Origin of the sequence: Faecalibacterium sp. HTF-F (assembly GCF_023347535.1) — a bacterium.
GTDB classification, from domain to species: Bacteria; Bacillota; Clostridia; order Oscillospirales; family Ruminococcaceae; genus Faecalibacterium; species Faecalibacterium wellingii.
Window position 1 is genome coordinate 2,079,260 of record NZ_CP094473.1, and the last position, 19,308, is coordinate 2,098,567.

The window sequence follows — 19,308 nt, forward strand, 5'->3', positions numbered from 1 at the left end:
TTTTCTAAAATCATTTTACAGAAAAGGAATCCGATTGTCAAGCACAAATCAACGACATTTCATACAATTCATACTACCATGTTGTCAGTCCACATCTCACACTGGCTAATGACCGTGCTGATTGCCGTATCATAATCTTCCGGTGGATACTTATATTTTTTCAGCAAGTGCTTCACCATCTTACGCATACTCGCACGGGCAGTTTCTTTTTTCTGCCAGTCTATCGTCCGATTTTTGCGCAGCATTTCCGTAAGTTCTCTGGTCAAGTCAATCAATTCATTATTTTGATAGAAGTCCTTTATGTTTTCCGGCTTTGTCAGAGCATCGTAAAAAGCCAGTTCTTCCTGCGTCAAGCCCAGCTTTTTACCATTGTTATACAGTTCTGTAATCTCCTGTGCCGTTTTCAGAAGTTCCTTGATGACCTCCTCGTTTGTAATCAAGCCATTGTAGTAAGAGTTCATCAACTGTGTAATCTTTTCTGAAAACTTCTGAGACTGCACAACATTTGTCCGTTTATACAGTGAAACTTGCTCTGCCATAAGTTTTTTTAAAATTTCTACGGCAATGTTCTTTTCTTTCATTTTTGAAATTTCATCCAACACCGCCGGGTCAAACAGGCTGATATTTTCATCTGCCTTCTTACTGTCAAACAAACTGATAACACCTTGACTCTGGATACTTGCTTTCAGCAGTTCATTGATTTGAGCATTGATTTCTTTCAAAGAAAGTGTCTTGCCGCCACTCCCACCATAGGTGATCTTCACCACCGTAGAACGGACTGCTTCCATATAGGCCGCTTCATGTCGCTCCCGCTCCGTGGTCATGCTGGAACACAGCGAATGCGACTGTTTCAGCAACAGAGCTTCTCGCAGGAACAGATCTTTGCGCTTGGGTGCTTTTGCGTCCAGAACAAAGTTTACGCCGCCAGTGACCAGCTTTGCCATCATCAACGGAGAACCGCCAATAAATCCGCTGAAATCAAAGCCGTGCAACAAATCTTTGCACACCTGAAGCTTTTCCTGAAACTTTGGATAAGCAACTTTGGCAATGTCCATATCGCCATATCGGGACTGGTCACGCTTGGTATACTCCTTCATAGCGGCTTTGAGGGCAGACGCAATGCCAACGTAATCTACAATCAAGCCGCCCTCTTTGTCCTTAAACACGCGGTTGACACGCGCGATGGCCTGCATCAGATTGTATCCGTGCATTGGCTTGTAAACATACATCGTGGCCAGTGAAGGCACATCAAAACCTGTCAGCCACATATCCACAACAATGGCAATCTTCATCGGGTCATCGTTGTCTTTGAATTTCCGGGCAAGTTCTTCTTTGTGAGATTTTGTGCCGATGATTTCTTTCCAATCCTCCGGGTCATTGTTGCCACCAGTCATAACTACGCCGATTTTTTCGTTCCATGTCGGGCGCAGCTCCAGAAGTTTTCGATAAATCTTCATCGCAATCGGGCGCGAATACGCCACGATCATCGCCTTGCCCGTCAAAAGATTAGCGCGGTACTTTTCGTAATGGTTGACAATATCTTCGCACAGGGATTGAATGGTAGACTCTGCTCCCAACACACTCTCCATCTGCCCCAACATCTTTTTGCTTTTTTCAATCGTTGCAGCGTCCGATTGCTGTTCCAGCGCATCGTAGGTCGCATCAATCAAGGCCAGCGTATTTTGGTCAAGGTGGAGTTTGATAACACGGCTCTCATAGTAAACCGGACGCGTTGCGCCATCTTCCACCGCCTGTGTCATATCATAAATATCGATATAATCACCAAAAACTTCACGCGTATTTCTATCTTTTGCCGAAATAGGTGTTCCTGTAAAGCCTATGTAAGTTGCATTCGGCAGGGCATCATGAATGATACGGGCATTGCCAATGACCGTATGTGCTTCTTTTTCACCCTGTTCATTTTCTTTGATGACAATTTTTTCATCAAAACCATACTGTCCACGGTGGGCTTCATCCGCCATTACCACAATATTTCTACGTTCGGACAGTGGCTTCTCGCCACGCTCAAACTTGAACATCGTGGTGAAGATAATGCCGTTTGCTTTTCGACCATCCAGCAGCTTGCTTAGATTTTCCTTGCTGGTTGCCTGTACAGGTATCTGGCGCAAAAACGGCGCACACTTGGCGAACTGCGTGTAGAGCTGATCGTCAAGGTCAATGCGGTCCGTCATCACAACGATGGTGGGGCTATCCAAAGCTTCTTGCAGTAAATGGGCGTAGAATACCATCGACAGCGATTTCCCGCTGCCCTGCGTATGCCAGAACACACCACCCTTGCCATCCGTTTTAGTGGCAATCTTGGCCTTTTCGATAGCTTTTCGCACTGCAAAATACTGGTGGTATCCAGCCAAAATTTTAATCGGCTTCTGCCCATCGCCGGAAAACAGGATAAAATTTTTCAGAATATCTAGCAACCGGGCTTTCTGGAACATCCCCTCATAGAAGGTATCAAACTGCGCATACGCCGTATTTTCGTAATCGCCATCCTTTGTTTTCCACTCCATAAAACGGTCAAGTCCAGAAGTGATTGTTCCCGCCTTATTGGTCGAAAGGTCACTGATTACGCAGACAGCATTATAGTAGAACATTGAAGGAATATCCTTCATATAGTTTCGAATCTGGTTGTATGCGTTTTCTGCGCCCACTTCGTCCTTAGAAGGGCTTTTCAGTTCGATCAAAACCAACGGCAAACCATTGATAAACAAAATAATATCCGGGCGGCGGTTGTTTCCATTTTCCACGAAGGTATACTGGTTTACCACATAGAAATCATTTTTGTCTGCATCTATGTAATCAATCAGCTTTACTACCGAAGACCGTTCTTCACCCTTGACTGCGTATTTGACCGTGATACCGTTTTGCAGATAGTCCATAAAGACAATATTCTTCTGCAACAGGCTTCCCGCATCAAAATCATTCAGCTTTAAAATGGCTTCATCAATTGCCACAGCCGGAAGGCTGCGATTCAGCCTCACCAGACAATCCCGCAAAACATCGTCCAGCAGAGGGCGGCTGTAATCCGTCCGGTTCATATCGGGAGCATAAATGTGGGTGTAGTCCATGTTCTCAAACAATTCGATTATGGCTTGTTCAAAGGTGTCTTCATTGAAAAGCATATTCTTTCTCCGCCAATAAATCAATCTTGATTTTTTTCGAGTTCTTTTGTGATGGCATCAACTATATCGTCAATGATTGACTTTGACACAGTTTTTGCCATAGGGCGTTCCATCGATGCATATTTCTGTAAGGCATCTGCTAAAGCTTTTCGTGCCTTACTCTGCCCGATTTCTTTGTTGTACCAATCAGGAATCAAGCTTTCCTGAACTGCAACATAGCATTCATCAAAAAGAATCGGATTGATTTTCTCTTTCAAAATGTCTCTAATGATTTGACTATCTTCGACATGTGGTGTTTTCTCCAGTGTTGCAGTATCACCATTCATTAAAGCCACATCAAACATTTCAAATGGCTCATCTTGTAGGGATGGCATGTTTACATGAACATCTTTTATATACGCCATTTGGTGTTCCAATTCAGGGAACAGGCTTCCTTCGTTTATATTGTAAAAATCCAACTCCCTTAGAATGTGCTCTTTTGATTCTGCCGGGATTCTAAAGCTGAATTCATCAAATTCGTCCCGAACATTTTTATAGGCTCTTTTTATAATGTATTCTCCAGCCCCCTCTCCTGCGATCTGAATATTATATTGTCCGCAGATCAAAAATGAGCCATTTTGCCTTATCAAACGTTCGTTATTAAGATTTGATAAAACAAAATAGTTGTTCTGAATGATTTCAATGATACTCTTATATCCATTTTTTCTGCAATTGACCGCATCAGCTTTTGAATAGATGCCTTCCTTCTGAAGCTTGTCGAGTAATGTTTCCAACTTGAAGTTTCCTGTTATCTTTTCTGTTGCCAAATAGGACAGAACCTTAATCTCATCATCGTCATATGATTTTCCATACTCCTGCTTAAAATAAACGCGTCCGTCTGTTGGCGGCAACAACGCAGTCTTCCCATCTGAAATCGATATATCTTGATTGGTCTGGCACGCAAAAAACAGAGCAACCAATGGATTTTCTGTAACATCCAATAGTCTTGTTGGCAGTCCGTAATGCTGCAACTTTGCAAGCTTTTCAAACGCCGTCATCGTATCGCCGAAGTCTCTTGGGTTCCGTATGTACGCAGCACGAATCATATCATACTCGTGCGCCAACATTCCGTTACGAAATATTCCCGGCATAACATTCCAATCATAGCTGGCTTGTCCTCGAAAGAAATAATGCTTCGCGCTCTCTTCGGGTTCTACATTAGCCATTTCATTCTTTATCAGCGAAATTCCGTCCAAATAGCCATTCAGATCCCAGACAACCCAACTGTCATGGCTACTGGTTCGTGTTTTGTCTGAATTATCCATGTTATTCCTTCATTTCTTTTATAAACGATAATTTAGCAGCTTAGAGTCGGATGGCAGAGACATCAATCTCGCCGGACATCAACTTGGGCAGTAGCGAGTTGCGAATCGCTTCTAATCGGCAGTTTTCTTCATAATTGGTGCGGATTAACTCATCTATCGGATGTGCGACAGCCTCAAACTGGTCTATTTTGGTCACGAGAGGAACATCAATCGGTATGGCATTGAGTGCATCCCTATTGATAGAGCCAAAGACCGTACCCTCGCCATTGAAAACATTGAGCTGAGACCTGAGCGCAAACATCGTATAGAGGACAAACGAACTGTGACCCGTTTTACTATGAATAGCACCTAAGCCGCGTCCAATGCAGCATCTCTCATACGCCATATTGAGATCACCCACGGGAGCGCGGACGCTGAGAAGGACATCACCAGCCACAGCCATGCGTTTAGGTTCGGTGGTAAAAAGACGCCGTTTGGGAAACCGAAATCCAAATTCAGCTCGTCCCTGATAGAAAACCTCGCCAACACCATCTTCGTTGTAGCTGCTGCCACTCGGAGACTGCCCCATTGTGATAACTGCAATGTCACTGAGAGTTCCAGAGGTAACATCGTTGTTGGAACTGTTGAGGAACATTTCAGCATACAATGCCATCGCTTGCTGCTGTAAATTATCGTTTATCTTTTGATTCAGTTCTATCTTTCTATCTATGGACAAAAGTAGAGAGGCTATTCTTTCTTGTGTAGTATAATCGGGAAGGTTAATGGCTATATTTTGAATATTTTTGATTGGCAACTTGGCTTGAACAGCTCCTACTGTTCCACATCTGATTTCTTGTTGCCCACAATCAGACCTTAAATAATAATACAAAAAGTCCCGGTTCACACCATGAAAAGATGACAGTTTAACACAGTTTTCAGTAAGATTTGCTCCATCTAACGTTCTACCAACAATAGCCACAAGACCAATCGTACCCACAATAGACAATACCACATCGCCCGTCTTAACTGTATATTTTGAAATCACCTTTTGTGTTTCGTTGTCCACGTACTCATACGAATTGTCTAATTCGAGTAGTCGTTTATTATTCAAGTCTCGTACCCGAATATACGGATGACCATTTGGAATGTTAATCAATCCAATCCCTTTAGGAATTCTTTTTCCACCTTTAACATTGGCAACTTCGCCCAATTTTACTTCTCTGGTTTTCATTTTATCCTCTCACTCATCCAATAAATTTCCTATGTGCCAATTTCACGTTTTGCTGTTTTACCATCGCATAGTGCATCGTTGTGTCGATTTTCTGGTGTCCTAAAAGCTGCTGCACCTGTTCAATCGGCATTCCCTTGTCAATTGCTGATGTTGCCAATGTACGCCGGAACTTGTGCGGGTGCACCTTATTTAGCTTCAATCGCCGTCCCAATTCACGGAGCATCGTTTCCACACCACCGATCATCAATCGCTCGTGCGGCTCTTTCAGCGTCACAAAGAGTGCTGGATTGCTATCTGACCGTTCATCCAGATAATTTTGAAGGTGGATCTTCGTCCGTGCGTCAAAGTATACCAATCGTTCCTTGTTGCCCTTACCAAATACAACACATTCGCGCTCGTTGAAATTGATATCCTCCCGATTAAGTGTCACCAATTCCCCGACACGCATTCCAGAAGATGCCAGCAAATCAATAATCGCCAAATCTCGTACTGTTGAACAGTTGTCACGCATCAGCTCCAACGCTTCATCCGTATACGTTTCCTTGATGATTTTGGCGGTTTTCACTTTGTGAATCCTGCGGACAGGGCTTTTCACAATGAAATCTTCATCTTCCAGCCACGAGAAGAAACTGGAAAGAATACGCCGGATATTGTCAATCGTAACTTTGCTTGAGTGCCGCTGTGTCTGATAATCCGTCAGATATTTTCGCAAATCGTCCGTTGTAATTTGCTGCGGTGATTTTCCAACGCCATTCAGCATCGCTGCAATAGTTTTTGAATAATAGGTCAGTGTTTTCTCGGAACAGCCTTCTATCCGCTTTGCCGTAATGAACGCTGCTGCCGAATCTTGTTCCTCAGCCTTTGGCTGCTCTTCACCCATTTCAATTATGACACCTTGAAATGACGCTTCCAGCACTGCTTTCAAATGCAGCAACTGTTCGTTATTGAGATACGGCAGCATTTTCCGCTGTATCTCGTTGATAACTTTATTTTTCATCGCCGTATCTCCTTATTACGATTTCAGAGAACGACGGCAGTGGCAGTTTCTCCATAGAATCTCCCGCCACTGGTGGGAGTTATTGAAATTTAAGTAAACGATAATTTAGAGCAGCAAGCAGTTGCTCTTTTCAAGTCTTGGTTTGTAGATTTTAGCTTGTTCGGGGGTACTGTTCCTGAAAATTGGGAAGATACCACACTGGAAAATATCACGACACTGATAACGCGTGGAATCGCACCTAAATATTCTGATAATTCTGATCAAACAGTTGTCAATCAAAAATGTATTCGTAATCATACAATCGATCTTTCGCTTGCTCGAACCCATACACCGAAAGCTATCAATGAAAAATGGCTCAAATTTGGTGATCTATTGATTAATTCTACTGGTGATGGCACTTTAGGGCGAGTTGCACAAGTCTGGTTCACCCCTAAAGCCCTTACTGTTGATTCTCATGTGACTATTGTCCGGCCAGCGCGAGAAGAACTGATTTTCTATATCGGACTTTGGGGAATTTTACACGAGAAAGAGATCGAATCGCTTCACACAGGCAGTACAGGGCAGACAGAATTACCCAGAGATCGAGTGAAAATGCTGAAATTACTTCTGCCTGATGATAGCAGCTTGAGTCGATTTAATTCCATAATCGCCCCGATGGCTTCTACTATTATTTCAAATCAAGAAGAAAATCAAAAACTTGCAAGTCTCAGAGATACGCTTCTGCCAAAGCTCATGTCCGGTGAGATCGATGTTTCCAACATTCAGCTTTAAGCCACTAAATTATCGTTTACCTTTGCATTACATCTAATTTTTTCGCTGATGCTACTTGCGAATCCAACGATACTTTTTCTTTCTTGCTCACTCGGAATCGGAATCATTAGCTTTTGTAAAAAATCTAAATCAAATTTTCCCGCTCCAATTCCTGTAACTCCAACCTTTGCCATCAAATAATCTTTTTGCGACAACAACCAATAAAATATAAACTCGTTTTCCACTTCTCCATATGAATCCAGACACTTTATATCTTGATTGAAAGCCACATCTTTTTCAACTCTAGCAATTGGTATTCCATTAAAAAGACCGCTTCCTCGTGTAAGAAGTAAGATGCTTCCCTTCGGCGCAATCTTGCTTCCAGCTTTTAGCCCTTCTTCTGTTATAAACAAATCAGATGTGTCGATATTCTCCGTTTTCAATGTCTTTGCACTAATCCAAGGAATAGTTCCGCCCCAATAATCATCTCTTTTTTTACTCGGTGTTCCTCCTGATGCAAAAGATACAAGCTCACCAAGTGGGCGATATGTCCATTCAGATTTCATATCCAATCGCCCCCAGCTTCTCCTTGATTTCTGCTTCCAGCTTGTGCGACTGCTTGAACAAATCTGAAAGTTCTGAGGTCAGCCGAACCATTTTTTCTTCAAAAGGTTCACCATCATCTTCCTGTTCCTCAACGCCAACATAACGACCCGGTGTTAAAATATAATCTTGCTCCGCAATTTTCTCTGTATCAACAACTGCGCAGAAACCTTTTACATCTTCCAGTGTGCCATTAACATAGGCATTATAGGTATCGGCAATTTTTTTAATATCCTCATCGGTCAGTTCACGCAGCTTGCGGCTCACCATATCGCCCATCTTCCGGGCATCAATAAACAGCGTTTTACCGGCTTGTTTCTTGCGTTTAGAGATAAACCAGAGCGAAACCGGAATCTGCGTCGTATAAAACAACTGTGTCGGCATGGCAATAATGCAGTCCACCAAATCAGCATTCACAATGTTCTTGCGAATCTCGCCCTCACCGCCGGACTGGGAGGACAGGGAACCATTTGCCAAAACCATGCCCATCCGACCGCCAGGCGCAAGGTGATAAATCATGTGCTGAAGCCATGCAAAGTTGGCATTGCCAGCCGGCGGCATACCATATTGCCAACGCACATCATCTTTGAGCTGCTCTGCGCCCCAGTTGGACAGGTTGAACGGCGGATTTGCCATGATATAATCTGCGCGCATGGTGGGGTGCTGGTCGTCAAGGAAAGTGTCAGCCGCATACTTGCCGAGGTCAGGTTCGATTCCACGGATGGCAAGGTTCATCTGCGCCAGCTTCCACGTTGTAGGGTTAGAATCCTGACCGTAAATCGAAATATCGTTGATGTTGCCGCTGTGGTTTTCTACAAACTTTGCCGACTGCACAAACATACCACCGCTGCCACAGCAAGGGTCATATACACGCCCCTTAAACGGTTGCAGCACTTCTACCAGCGTCCGCACAACACAGGACGGCGTAAAGAACTCGCCGCCACGCTTGCCTTCCTGTTCTGCAAACATAGACAGGCAGTATTCATAAGTGCGTCCCAGAATATCCTTTTCGCTGCCATGTTCAATCATTTTGATGTTCGTAAACAGGTCAACGACTTCGCCCAACCGACGTTTATCCAGTTCCGGACGCGCAAAATTCTTTGGCAGAATATCTTTTAGGCGCGCATTTTCTTTTTCGATAGCGCGCATTGCATCGTCAATTACCTGACCGATTTCCGGGTCATGTGCCTTTGCAGAAACATCGCTCCAACGCGCACCAGCAGGCACAAAGAAGATTCCCTCCGATGTGTACTCGTCACGATCTTCCTCAAAACCATCACCATCTGCAACCAACTGATTGTACTTATCTTCAAAACGATCCGAAATATATTTCAAGAAAATAAGACCAAGGACGACACCCTTATACTCTGAAGCATCCATATTGCCCCGAAGCACGCAGGCAGCATTCCAAATCTGCTTTTCAAATCCAATGTCGGCGGTGTTTTTCTCTGCCATGGTTCAATACCTCCGTTTTAGCTCAACAAATTCTGCTTTGAGTATAGCACAGATGTGCTGATTTTCCAATTTGTGCGCACAAATTCTTTGTAAGATGGTTCAATTTCCGGCCGATAAGTCCTACTATCACAACTTTATCGCAATAAATTTCACAAAACCATCTTGACGCACCCTGCAAACCATGATATTCTCTGTCACAAATTCCACCGATTTTGTGGATTGGTTTGAAACCATCCACAAGATGTGGTCGTGTTCATTTTGAACACTGCCTCGCCGTGGATCATCCCTGAAAGATTAACCGTCCCGCAACACACCCGATTCATTTTGCCGCTGTTTCACCCGACAAAATCCATCGCTGCGCTGCTTGGGCGGTATTTTTCTTTATGGGAAACGTACCTTGAAAATCTCATGAGCCGACCGAACGTGATACCGACTTTTCGTCAACGCCGCTGCACAAACAGGGGCAGGAACTTCGTTCGGAGCAAACGGTGACTCCCATACATGAGCAGAGACCTTTTATTTATTTTTTGCGTCTTAACAATTCGGAAACATTTGCCGATGAAGCGTTTTGAGCGCAGCTGTAGAGGGCAAGAACCGTCCCGTGGCCACAAATTTTCAATTCTTGAAAATGTTGTGCTCCACTGGGACTTCACTTCTGCAATGCGTCTGCATTTACGAAGCGATCTTGTTGGGGTAGCGCTTGTCGGGGCAACGCCCCTCCATCTGCTGTCGCAGACCGCGCTGCCGCTTAAAAGCCCCACTGGGGCTTTCATTGCTCCGCTGCGCTTCGCAAACGCGGTCCCACCCCAAACCCTGCTCATCGTTCGCACCTGACGGTGCGAACAGCAACGGCGTGTCGTGCTTACATAACTTCACCGAGGAGTTATCGAACAGACAGGAGGTACAATGACCAAAACGAATGTTCAACCGATTCCTAGCAATTCCCAGCGCCACGACACGCCGAACAACAAAACGCGCGTCATCAAGTTCCGTGTGACAGCGGAGGAAAAAGCGTCACTGGAACTCACTTGCAAACTCCTGAATCTCTCCCTCTCCACTTTTATCCGCCGTGCCATCCACAACGTCAAGATCGAGAAAACAGTCATCGTTGCAGGCGGCGGCGAAGAAACCCTGACTGCTGTTTCCACCCTGCTTGCCCAGTGCAGCAAGGTGGGCACCAACCTCAACCAACTTGCAAGGCACTTCAACTCCGGCGGTGCAGACACCGAGCAGATCCGGGCGAAACTCCTTGACGAACTTGCAGACCTGACCGCATTTCGGCTACACGCCGAGAAAGTTCTGGGTGAACTGTATGGCAACGCTCAAGCATATCAGCTCTAAGAACTCGGACTATACCGCCATCGAAGCGTATCTCGTTTACCAGCATGATGCGTTCACTGGAAAGCAACTTCTGGATGAACAGGGCAAGCCGAAGCTGCGGGATTCGTACCTGCTCGATACCCTTGAGTGCGGCGATTTCTCGTTTGCAACGGCCTGCCTGCTGGCAAACCGCAAGTATGGCAAGAACACCCAGCATGGTGATATCAAAAGCCACCAGTATATCATCAGCTTTGACCCACGCGATGCAGCCGACAATGGCCTGACCATGGAAACGGCACAGGCTCTTGGCCTGAAATTCTGCGAAGAAAACTTTCCCGGTCATCCCGCCATCGTCTGCACTCACTCGGATGGGCACAACCATTCGGGAAATATCCATGTCCACATCGTGATTGGCAGCATCCGAACACGAGAAGTGGAGCGTAAGCCCTATATGCAGAAGCCCCGCGACTGGCTAGAGGGCATGAAGCACTCCAGCACAGCCCAGACCATGCGGCACTTGCGTGTCGAGGTCATGGAACTGTGCGAGGGTGCCGGACTGTACCAGATCGACCTGCTCAACGGCTCGAAGGAGCGTGTGAGCGAAGCCGAGTATTGGGCGCGTAGGCGCGGCCAGTTGAAACTTGACCGCGAGAACGCATCCCTTACCGCAACCGGACAGCATCCCCGGCAGAAGAAGTTTGAAACCGTAAAGGACATCTTGCGGAAACAGATTTCTTCGGTGTTGTACCGCACAACGAGTTTTGAAGAATTTTCCGATAGGCTCATGCAGCAGTATAGCATCACGGTTAAGGAAAGCCGTGGACAGCTCAGTTATCTGCCCTCTGGCAGAACAAAGTTTATCCGGGCGAAACATCTCGGTGACAAGTTCGATAAGGCAGCAGTGCTTGCCACGTTGCAGGCAAACACCGAGCGCAAACCCAAGGCGCAGTTCAAGCAGGATACCATCGGGAAACTGATTGACATCCAGTCGAGGATGACCGAGGACAAGGGCATCGGCTATAAGCGTTGGCTCACGAAACACAATCTCAAAATTATGGCACAGACCGTGAAGCTTCTGCAGGAAAAGGGCTTGACCGACGAGGACGCCCTGAACCAGCGCATCGCCGAACTGGAAGCCAAGTATCACGACTCGCTGGCGGTGGTGAAAGATCTCGAAGGTCGCATGAAAGCCAACAATGAGCTGCGCTATCACATCGCAGCCTACACCAGCACCAAGAATGTCGCGCAGCAGTTAAAGACTGCCAAACGACCCACAGCCTTTGAGGAGCAGCACCGTGCAGAGCTGACAGCATACCGGGTGGCAGCAGCCTATTTCAAGGCAAACAACATCACAAAGCTGCCCAGCCCGAAAAAGCTGGAAGCCGAGTATGCGCAGCTGGCATCCGAAAAGGCAAAGTTCTACGAGCAGTACAAGGAAGCTAAAGAGGAACTGCTCAAACTGAAAACCGCAAAGCAGAATGTTGCGTCCTTTTTCCGGGAGGAAGAACCGGCGCAGCAGGAGAGATAAAGGAGTGTGCGTATGATCAATCTGAAAATCGACCCTGAGTTCCAGTCCCAGATTCCCCCTCTGACCGATGATGAATTTAAGCAGCTTGAAGAAAATATCCTCAAGGAAGGCAAGCTGATTTCTCCTTTGATCGTGTGGAACAACACACTTGTTGACGGACACAATCGTTATGCAATCCTCCAAAAGCACCCAGAGATTTATTTCTCCACCATGCCGCTCCCGTTTGAAAGCCGGGAAGAAGTTCTCGCTTGGATTTGCAAAAATCAGCTGGGGCGGCGTAATCTGACCCCGGAGCAGAAGAAGTTCCTTATGGGTAAGCAGTATTCCTCTGAAAAGCGCACCGAAGCATTTCGCGGCAATCAGCATACTGCAAAGAAATCTGGCAGTGTTCAATCTGAACACAACCAGAAGCCTATGAAAACCTGTGAGCGCATTGCACAGGAAAATCACAGCAGCGCAAGTTCAGTCCGCCGGGCAGAATACTATGCCCACGGCGTTGACGTTGCGGATGAACTGTCTCCCGGTTTCCGTGATCGGTTCTTCCGCGAGGAACTGCACATTCCCGATTATCTTCTCGAAAATCTCGGCAAGGCCAAGCCCGAAGAACAGGCTGAAATTTTTGAGGAAATCAAGAATTATGTGCCGAAGCCGAAGAAGGTCAAGCCTAACAAGGTAACGGTGAAGCAGGCAGAGAAAGCCGCCAGCAACACCATTGATGAAAACTATGATGTTCCCCAAAAGTTTCTCGAACTGTACTACCGGCTCCACAATGCTGAATCTCTCATGCGAAAGAGTTGGGAGGTTACGTTCGACTTGAACCCGAAACTTCTTACGCATCCGGAACAGGTCAAAGTTCTTCGCTTTGCCTTGAAACCTCATCTTGAATTTTTGAAAACGCTGGACGAAGTTCTTGCAGAATCCAGCAGTGAATCCTCTAAAACGGCATAACGGCAGGCACTTGTAAGCCATCAATGAGCCACCAGCCGCAAGTACAGGGCGGAAAGCATCCGCGCCCTTGCGCCTGACATGAAATTGGAACTTTGATTTTCTTGCCCGGCTTTGCCACGGTGGGACAGTCAAAGGAGTGTGCGTTTGAACAAAAAGAAAAAGTCCACAAACACTTCCCCTTACCCCGATGAAGTCATCGACCGTCTGGCACGGGCATTCTACCCGGCCATCCTTGCCTGCTGGAACAGCGAGGAAGGCCAAAGAGAATTTGCCGCATGGCAGGCAGAGCAGGCTCATCACACCACCAGCAAAGAAAAACAGAGCGTTCCCGACGGGGAACGCCCTGCTGTACATATCGCTGTTGTCTGTGGCTTTTGGCAGGGTGCGTCCGCAGGGCGCACCCTGTTTTTCTGTATAAAAAGATTTGTTAGTTTGGCTTGAACTCAACTCTACTAAAAGAACCCGACATAGCCGGATCAAGCGTATGCTGTTTCAATCCCATCAAATCCTCAAATGTTTTTTGTTGTGCCGTAAAACAGTTTTCGTTCAGATATTTCAGCAAATTTCCTTTTTCTATAATTCCATTGTCATCCAGAATCTTTACAGACACCGAAAAAAGAGATGCCGTGGGAACTTCAACCATATCTCCCGGTTCAAATGTTCGCCATCCACGACTTCCAAGCTGTCTAAACAAATATTGATATTGACTTGGAGATAGTACCTCCAACATATATGCTCTACGAATCATCATCGCAATTGAGACATGCCATTTTTCTTTTAATCTTAAATATTCATTTAAAACCGTTGGATATTGAAGATCTTTCAAGAATGCTTCTTTTGGCAGCAAAAATGCAGATGCAAATTGATTTGCGTCTGATTCATTGCTCCGATACTCGGCATCTGCTTGCGATTTCACATCTGAAACAATATGACCGAGTATCCAGTGTCCTAGTTCGTGAGCCAACGTAAAGTTCAATCTTGCAGGTGTTGTTTTATCTGTATTATATGTTGTGAAATAGAACCTCTTGCTTTCTCCATTATTGGCAAGGACCGGAATGTGACTGATTGCGTCCAAATGCCCTACGTTTTCCGAGAAAGAAGTTACCACAATTCCAAGATTTTGTAACAGATAACTCATATTACGAATGGGCCTATCCGACAAGTCCAATTTTTCCCGAATTTTTTTTGCGATTAGTTCCATGTCAGAACACTCTGCTACAGATTTCATACAATCAATCAATTGTTCGGTTGATGGATATTCAATATATTCTGCAAAAAAGTCATAAATATATGATTTCAATACATCAATGTTTGTTTGCCGTAGTTTTACGGCTCTTGTCGTGGTTGTAGTTGCTCTACAATATGCAACTCCGGGACTAAAATTATCGCTGCTACCTTCAAAGAAAAATTTCGGTGGAAATTTCAATTCTTGCGAAATTGCTAATACTTTATCGGCACTTGGTTTGATTAAACCATTTTCATACTGAGAGACAGTTTGCTTTGTCACCCCTATCTTTTCTGCTAGCTTAGGACTGGAAATATTTTGGATTTCACGAGCCAATGTCAGCCGCATTCCATTAAACTCGGATGTAACAATGGCACCCATTTTTTACCCATCTTTCCGTACAAATTTTTTCCGCGGTTTGAATTCCGGAATACTGTCGATTTGAACGCCATACTCATTACCAGTTTCTTCCTTAAACTTAGTAATTTCATCTTCCGGAACAGCTTCTTTCCAATTCATCGGAATTGCAGAATCCAAATTCATTTCATCAACGATGCAACCATTTGCATTCAAAATTTCCAATGTACAGCTTCTGATCAATTGAGCTAAATCCAAGCGGTACGTTAAAATTCCAAATCTCAAGACTTCACCGTCTACTGCTTGCTCCAATTCATCGAAGGGCTTTTCGGCTTTTTGCTGCACAGTTTTATCTTGTCCAAACAGTGACATCTGCTCATACTGGGGAACCATTTCATTCAAATCTTGATTAGCCGGAAGTCCCGAAAAAACGTAATGCATCTCACCATTCTGCAATTTGACAAGTCTATTGCGGAAATTTTCTTGGCGAAGAATCAAAATGGCTGTTTTGCTGTGAGGATCATATGCCACAGCATACTTCCAGCTTCCAGAGACCATCAAAACCACACGATATCCTGCCTTTGTTAAATGTTCATGTTCATTTTGAAAGATATGTGCCCAGCCGTGCTGTCCTTTTCCGTTAGAATACATCAAATCGGCATAGACACCTTCATTTTCTTCCATGCCATGGTAGATGCTTTCAACAATCAGTTTTGCCATTGCCATTGCGGAATCTTCAAAAAATGCTTTTTTCATGTGAACCTCCTTCACAGATGAAATTATAAGCGGTGGAATTTTCTTATACTTCACATTTTACATAAATTTTGTAAAAAGTCAAGTGACCGAATGACGTTTTATTCATTCAAATACAAAAGCGCAGCACCTTCCAAAAAGTACTGCGCTTTTGTATAATTTGAGCTACCAGTTAGTCCTCCAACCTACAGCTCCCGGTCACATTCTTCAAATATTCCTCCGGGTCACCATTCAAAATCAAATCAGCATAGCCCAGCGGGTCATTATAGATGAGATAGTCTAACTCCGACCTCTGCGCCATGGTCACATTCAACGCATCCTCGACCCCGGTGCAATTGATGGAAATTTTTCTTCCATCCCGGAGCAGCAGTTCCACGCACCCGGTGTCCATGTTGAAATGGCAAGCTCTTGCATCGTACTTCATGTTCGTATCCTCCTGAAATCATGTTGTGGTTTATATCGGCCAATCTATGATTTCGGATTTTATCTTCCACGGACACCTGCATTGAACTTTCCGAAGAAAACAAATAATCCGAACCCATCTCCTATCGGAAACAAGTTCGGATTATTTTTGTTTGGTCCGAGTGGCGAGAATCGAACTCACGGCCTCTTGAACCCCATTCAAGCGCGCTACCAAAACTGCGCTACACCCGGATATCTGTAAGCGGTTATCGCTCACAGCTCAATTAGTATACTTGATTCAGGGTGTTTTGTCAAGCTTTTTCGGCCAGATTTTTTTAAAAATCCGGTTCATTTTCCTGCAGCGGCTGATCTTTTGCGGGGAACGCTTCAAATTCAACGGTGGCAAGTGCAATTGCAAACACGCTTTCTGCACCTGCCGCCAGCAGGGCCTGCGCACAGGCCGCAGCCGTAGCACCGGTGGTGATCACATCGTCCACCAGCAGCACCTTCCGGCCTTCGATCCTGTCCGGATCTGTCACGCGGAACGCACCCGCCACATTGGCCATGCGCTGCTCAAACGGCAGGCCAGCCTGATGCTGTTTTGCACGGGTGCGGCCCAGTGCCTCCGGGTACAGTGGAACACCCAATGCCCGTGTCAGCGGCAAAGCCATGAGCTGCGGCACATTGTAGCCGCGGGCTGTGCCGGATGCCGGCACAGGAACGATACAGTCATATCCAAGGGACATGCCCTCCACCAGTTCCGGCAGCAGCTCTGCACCCGACATTCGCACCTCACTGCCAAAGGCCAGCTTTGCCAACCAGACGCCCATTTCCACTGCTGCCCACGGTGCGGCACGATATTTGGTGTGCAAAACGCCCCGCCGTACACAGCCCTCATACCGGAAGGGCGCCGCCGCACCGGCCAGCCTGCCCAGATAATGCTGGGAAGCATCCAGCCGCATGCCCGGCTTCCTGCGCAGTTCTTCCAGTTCTGCGGCGCAGTCCGGGCATGTGGGCACACTGCCCAGCACCTGATCGCAGAACGGGCAGCGGCGTGGATACACCAGCTGTCTTGCCCCGCGCAGCAGGCGGCGCGGAACGCTGTAGTAATCCATCAGTCCTTCTTGACAGCTACGATGACACGCACACGCTTGCCCGCAGCACAGCCAAAGTTATCGTACCAGCCGGTAAGATAGTAGTCGTCCGAGTTCACTTCGGTCAGCTTGGTCGCGTAATACTGGCCCTTATACCACAGGTAGACCTGTGCATCGTCCGCCATCTCAAACCGGTTCCCGTTGCTCATGACCGATGCTGCGCCCACCTGATCGATCTTCATGGGCATCAGCTGGACCATCGTCTTTACGCTGCCGGTGGTCTCCTTGCGGGCTGCAACACCGCCCACCAGCACCGGATATTTGACGTTGGTGGTGAACGCCACCTGCGAACCATTGACATAGCACACATAGGTGGCACCGCCGCCAATGTAGCGGAAGATCGATGCATAGGGTTCCCCTACAAGGGTGCCCACCTGCCGCAGACCCAGACTGAGCAGGCTGTCCGTATTGGCCGTGATCTTCTGCCAGACGGTGGAGAGGATGTCGCCGTTGATCACGCCCCACAGCACCTCGCTGGTGGTGGGCACCAGAACACCCTTCAGGTCGTCCACGATCTTATCCTGCGTATCCGTGCTGGTGTTGGAACCGGTCGAAAGGATGGTGGCCAGCGTTTTCAGCTCGGAATAATTGACCGAAACATTTTTGATATCGTCCAGCACGCCATAGGTCCACAGGTCGCCGGTGACATCGTTCAGGATCAGACGGTCGATCTCGCCCTTCTCATTCAGCGTATAGTAGCGGACATTCAGAAGATTCAGGTCTGTCCCCGCTAGGCGGCTGGGACGAATCGTCCCAGCCACACCCTCCGAAGTCGTATCCAGAATCTGCACATCGTCTGCCAGAGTGTACTTGCCCAGCGTTGCCGCATCCGCACTGACCTTGCCGGTAACGACCTTGTTCTCGATGCCGCTCACGGACTCGCCTTCCGGCGTTACGCGGATCTCCACCAGCCAGCCCGTGGGATAGTTCAGGCTTTTGTCCACATTCACAGTGCGCTGAACGCCATCAGTGCACATGACCGACACGCGCTGCAGCACATCCGCGCCGTTGTCTTCCACAAGGCTGCGGGCTGCGCCCTGTACCACGCCGTAGAACACCTCATCGGCTTCTGCACCGGTGATCACGTCTGCTGCTTCGTTGTTCATGCCCAGCAGCAGGGTGACCACTTCGCCCACACCGCCGCCGTTCAGGCTGGATACCTTGGAGGCAACTGCCGTGCTGCCCAGCTGATAGCTGACGCCTGCCACAGTAACGGCTGTGGGTGCGCTGGCGCTGGGCGAAACGGCTGTGATACGGCCTGCTGCTTTGCGGGTGTAGATCCATACAGTCTGCAGACTTTCGCTGTAATAATACACATCGTAACGGTTCAGCTCGGCAGAAGCCGAGACCTTATCGTTGCGGTAAACACTGACCGGTGCAAACGGCAGCTGGGTGCCTTCCGCTGCCACAAAGGGGCCCTTCAGGCTCTTGAGCATCACGGTAGAGGTGTCCACCTGACCGTTCGCCACTGTAAAGCCCAGGCTGGTGCCATAGGCGCCGCCGGCGGCTGTGTTTGCCGTGAGGGTGTTATACAGCAGCAGAGCACAGTCCTCGTAGTTCATGGTCTCGCCCTGATTGCGGTTCAGCTGGTTGCGCAGACCCAATTCCTGTGCTTTGGTCAGCTGCGCCATCGGGAACACGCCATTCAGTTCGGTCATTTTATAGCCCAGCAGCTTGAGTGCTGCCGTGCAGGCCTCTTCCAGCGTAACTGCGTTGTCCGGACGGAAGGTGCCGTCGGTGTAGCCGTTCATCCAGCCCTGCTGCACTGCAATGCGCACATAAGGTGCCCACTGGGAGGTGCCAGGCACATCCTTATACAGGGTGCCGATGTTGCCCTGCTGGGCTGCGCTTTCGCGGTAGGCCGAAAAGGAGACCAGCATCCTGGCAAATGCACCACGGGTAACGGCAGCATCCAGACTGCCGGTCTGGCTGGTATCCATAGCGCCCAGCGTGATGGCCGTCTGGATTGCCGAGTTGTTCAGGCTGGCCGCCGATGCCGGCAGCACCAGCATGGACACAGCCATGCATGCTGCAAGCAGACATGCGAGAAGACGTTTTTTCATAGGTGTATTCCCCTTCCTTGATGTTTGGCTGCCGCTCAGAAGCAGCCGCCGTAAGCAGTCCGGCGCAAAGCCGGCTGAGAGGAGCTTAAAAGCTGTTTTTCG

General features: G+C 47.3%; 16 protein-coding genes and 1 tRNA gene. 5 read left to right on the top strand and 12 right to left on the bottom strand.

From position 1 onward, the window contains the following. Positions 1-68: 68 nt before the first annotated feature. From MTP37_RS09910 to xerA, 4 genes are read right to left on the bottom strand one after another with little or no spacing between them, the layout of a single operon-like run. Entirely contained in the window at positions 69-3,137 is a 3,069-nt protein-coding gene (locus MTP37_RS09910; protein WP_249237132.1) for a type I restriction endonuclease subunit R, read from the bottom strand. A gap of 20 nt (positions 3,138-3,157) precedes the next feature. Next, the gene (locus MTP37_RS09915) at positions 3,158-4,441 is read right to left on the bottom strand and encodes an FRG domain-containing protein (RefSeq protein WP_249237133.1); all 1,284 of its coding nucleotides are present in this window, start codon (positions 4,439-4,441) and stop codon (positions 3,158-3,160) included. Positions 4,442-4,481: 40 nt separating this feature from the next. Then, entirely contained in the window at positions 4,482-5,651 is a 1,170-nt protein-coding gene (locus tag MTP37_RS09920) for a restriction endonuclease subunit S (RefSeq protein ID WP_249237134.1), read from the bottom strand. 13 nt (positions 5,652-5,664) lie between these two features. Next, positions 5,665-6,648 carry a site-specific tyrosine recombinase/integron integrase gene (gene xerA / locus MTP37_RS09925; RefSeq protein WP_249237135.1) on the bottom strand — a complete coding sequence of 328 codons (984 nt, stop codon included), beginning with the start codon at positions 6,646-6,648 and terminating at the stop codon, positions 5,665-5,667. Positions 6,649-6,804: 156 nt separating this feature from the next. On the opposite strand from xerA, the gene MTP37_RS09930 reads away from it, so the two are divergent. Next, entirely contained in the window at positions 6,805-7,419 is a 615-nt protein-coding gene (locus tag MTP37_RS09930; protein WP_249237136.1) for a restriction endonuclease subunit S domain-containing protein, read from the top strand. Here MTP37_RS09930 and MTP37_RS09935 read toward each other — a convergent pair. Next, positions 7,416-7,964 carry a restriction endonuclease subunit S gene (locus MTP37_RS09935; RefSeq protein ID WP_249237137.1) on the bottom strand — a complete coding sequence of 183 codons (549 nt, stop codon included), beginning with the start codon at positions 7,962-7,964 and terminating at the stop codon, positions 7,416-7,418. The two genes, MTP37_RS09930 and MTP37_RS09935, sit on opposite strands and share 4 nt — an antisense overlap. Next, a complete protein-coding gene (locus tag MTP37_RS09940) occupies positions 7,954-9,456 on the bottom strand; it encodes a class I SAM-dependent DNA methyltransferase (RefSeq protein ID WP_249237138.1) in 1,503 nt (500 codons plus the stop codon). Before MTP37_RS09940 ends, MTP37_RS09935 begins: the two co-directional genes overlap by 11 nt. Positions 9,457-10,362: 906 nt before the next feature. Here MTP37_RS09940 and MTP37_RS09945 point away from each other — a divergent pair. The 4 genes from MTP37_RS09945 to MTP37_RS09960 all read left to right on the top strand — a co-directional run bounded on the left by MTP37_RS09945 (position 10,363) and on the right by MTP37_RS09960 (position 13,693). Continuing rightward, positions 10,363-10,797 carry a plasmid mobilization protein gene (locus tag MTP37_RS09945; protein ID WP_249237139.1) on the top strand — a complete coding sequence of 145 codons (435 nt, stop codon included), beginning with the start codon at positions 10,363-10,365 and terminating at the stop codon, positions 10,795-10,797. Next, entirely contained in the window at positions 10,769-12,304 is a 1,536-nt protein-coding gene (locus tag MTP37_RS09950; RefSeq protein WP_249237140.1) for a relaxase/mobilization nuclease domain-containing protein, read from the top strand. Before MTP37_RS09945 ends, MTP37_RS09950 begins: the two co-directional genes overlap by 29 nt. 12 nt (positions 12,305-12,316) lie before the next feature. Beyond that, on the top strand, positions 12,317-13,252 hold the full coding sequence (locus tag MTP37_RS09955) for a ParB N-terminal domain-containing protein (protein WP_249237141.1): 936 nt from the start codon (positions 12,317-12,319) through the stop codon (positions 13,250-13,252). A 138-nt stretch (positions 13,253-13,390) separates the two neighbouring features. After that, positions 13,391-13,693 carry a transposase gene (locus tag MTP37_RS09960; protein ID WP_249237142.1) on the top strand — a complete coding sequence of 101 codons (303 nt, stop codon included), beginning with the start codon at positions 13,391-13,393 and terminating at the stop codon, positions 13,691-13,693. On the opposite strand, the gene MTP37_RS09965 is transcribed toward MTP37_RS09960, so the two are convergent. From MTP37_RS09965 to MTP37_RS09990, 6 genes are all read right to left on the bottom strand, one after another. Further along, complete coding sequence (locus MTP37_RS09965; protein WP_249237143.1) at positions 13,680-14,858, bottom strand: helix-turn-helix domain-containing protein; 1,179 nt, start codon at positions 14,856-14,858, stop codon at positions 13,680-13,682. The genes MTP37_RS09960 and MTP37_RS09965 overlap by 14 nt on opposite strands. Before the next feature lie 3 nt (positions 14,859-14,861). Further along, positions 14,862-15,590, bottom strand: a complete 729-nt coding sequence (locus MTP37_RS09970) for a DUF5986 family protein (RefSeq protein ID WP_249237144.1) — start codon at positions 15,588-15,590, stop codon at positions 14,862-14,864. Between the two features lie 169 nt (positions 15,591-15,759). Then, positions 15,760-16,011, bottom strand: coding sequence for a DUF6061 family protein (locus MTP37_RS09975; RefSeq protein ID WP_249237145.1), 252 nt, complete (start codon positions 16,009-16,011; stop codon positions 15,760-15,762). Positions 16,012-16,163: 152 nt separating this feature from the next. Continuing rightward, positions 16,164-16,241: transfer RNA gene (locus tag MTP37_RS09980), tRNA-Pro, on the bottom strand. Positions 16,242-16,324: 83 nt separating this feature from the next. Continuing rightward, positions 16,325-17,104 carry a ComF family protein gene (locus MTP37_RS09985; protein WP_249237146.1) on the bottom strand — a complete coding sequence of 260 codons (780 nt, stop codon included), beginning with the start codon at positions 17,102-17,104 and terminating at the stop codon, positions 16,325-16,327. After that, positions 17,104-19,206, bottom strand: a complete 2,103-nt coding sequence (locus MTP37_RS09990; protein WP_249237147.1) for an S-layer homology domain-containing protein — start codon at positions 19,204-19,206, stop codon at positions 17,104-17,106. The genes MTP37_RS09985 and MTP37_RS09990 overlap by 1 nt, the downstream gene beginning before the upstream one ends. Positions 19,207-19,308 lie beyond the last annotated feature (102 nt).

What these genes read in the sequence shown, in the direction of transcription:
- MTP37_RS09910 (WP_249237132.1), bottom strand. Translation starts at nt 3,137, where the DNA reads ATGCTTTTCAATGAAGACACCTTTGAACAAGCCATAATCGAATTGTTT.
- MTP37_RS09915 (WP_249237133.1), bottom strand. Translation starts at nt 4,441, where the DNA reads ATGGATAATTCAGACAAAACACGAACCAGTAGCCATGACAGTTGGGTT.
- MTP37_RS09920 (WP_249237134.1), bottom strand. Translation starts at nt 5,651, where the DNA reads ATGAAAACCAGAGAAGTAAAATTGGGCGAAGTTGCCAATGTTAAAGGT.
- xerA (WP_249237135.1), bottom strand. Translation starts at nt 6,648, where the DNA reads ATGAAAAATAAAGTTATCAACGAGATACAGCGGAAAATGCTGCCGTAT.
- MTP37_RS09935 (WP_249237137.1), bottom strand. Translation starts at nt 7,964, where the DNA reads ATGAAATCTGAATGGACATATCGCCCACTTGGTGAGCTTGTATCTTTT.
- MTP37_RS09940 (WP_249237138.1), bottom strand. Translation starts at nt 9,456, where the DNA reads ATGGCAGAGAAAAACACCGCCGACATTGGATTTGAAAAGCAGATTTGG.
- MTP37_RS09945 (WP_249237139.1), top strand. Translation starts at nt 10,363, where the DNA reads ATGACCAAAACGAATGTTCAACCGATTCCTAGCAATTCCCAGCGCCAC.
- MTP37_RS09950 (WP_249237140.1), top strand. Translation starts at nt 10,769, where the DNA reads ATGGCAACGCTCAAGCATATCAGCTCTAAGAACTCGGACTATACCGCC.
- MTP37_RS09955 (WP_249237141.1), top strand. Translation starts at nt 12,317, where the DNA reads ATGATCAATCTGAAAATCGACCCTGAGTTCCAGTCCCAGATTCCCCCT.
- MTP37_RS09965 (WP_249237143.1), bottom strand. Translation starts at nt 14,858, where the DNA reads ATGGGTGCCATTGTTACATCCGAGTTTAATGGAATGCGGCTGACATTG.
- MTP37_RS09970 (WP_249237144.1), bottom strand. Translation starts at nt 15,590, where the DNA reads ATGAAAAAAGCATTTTTTGAAGATTCCGCAATGGCAATGGCAAAACTG.
- MTP37_RS09975 (WP_249237145.1), bottom strand. Translation starts at nt 16,011, where the DNA reads ATGAAGTACGATGCAAGAGCTTGCCATTTCAACATGGACACCGGGTGC.
- MTP37_RS09985 (WP_249237146.1), bottom strand. Translation starts at nt 17,104, where the DNA reads ATGGATTACTACAGCGTTCCGCGCCGCCTGCTGCGCGGGGCAAGACAG.
- MTP37_RS09990 (WP_249237147.1), bottom strand. Translation starts at nt 19,206, where the DNA reads ATGAAAAAACGTCTTCTCGCATGTCTGCTTGCAGCATGCATGGCTGTG.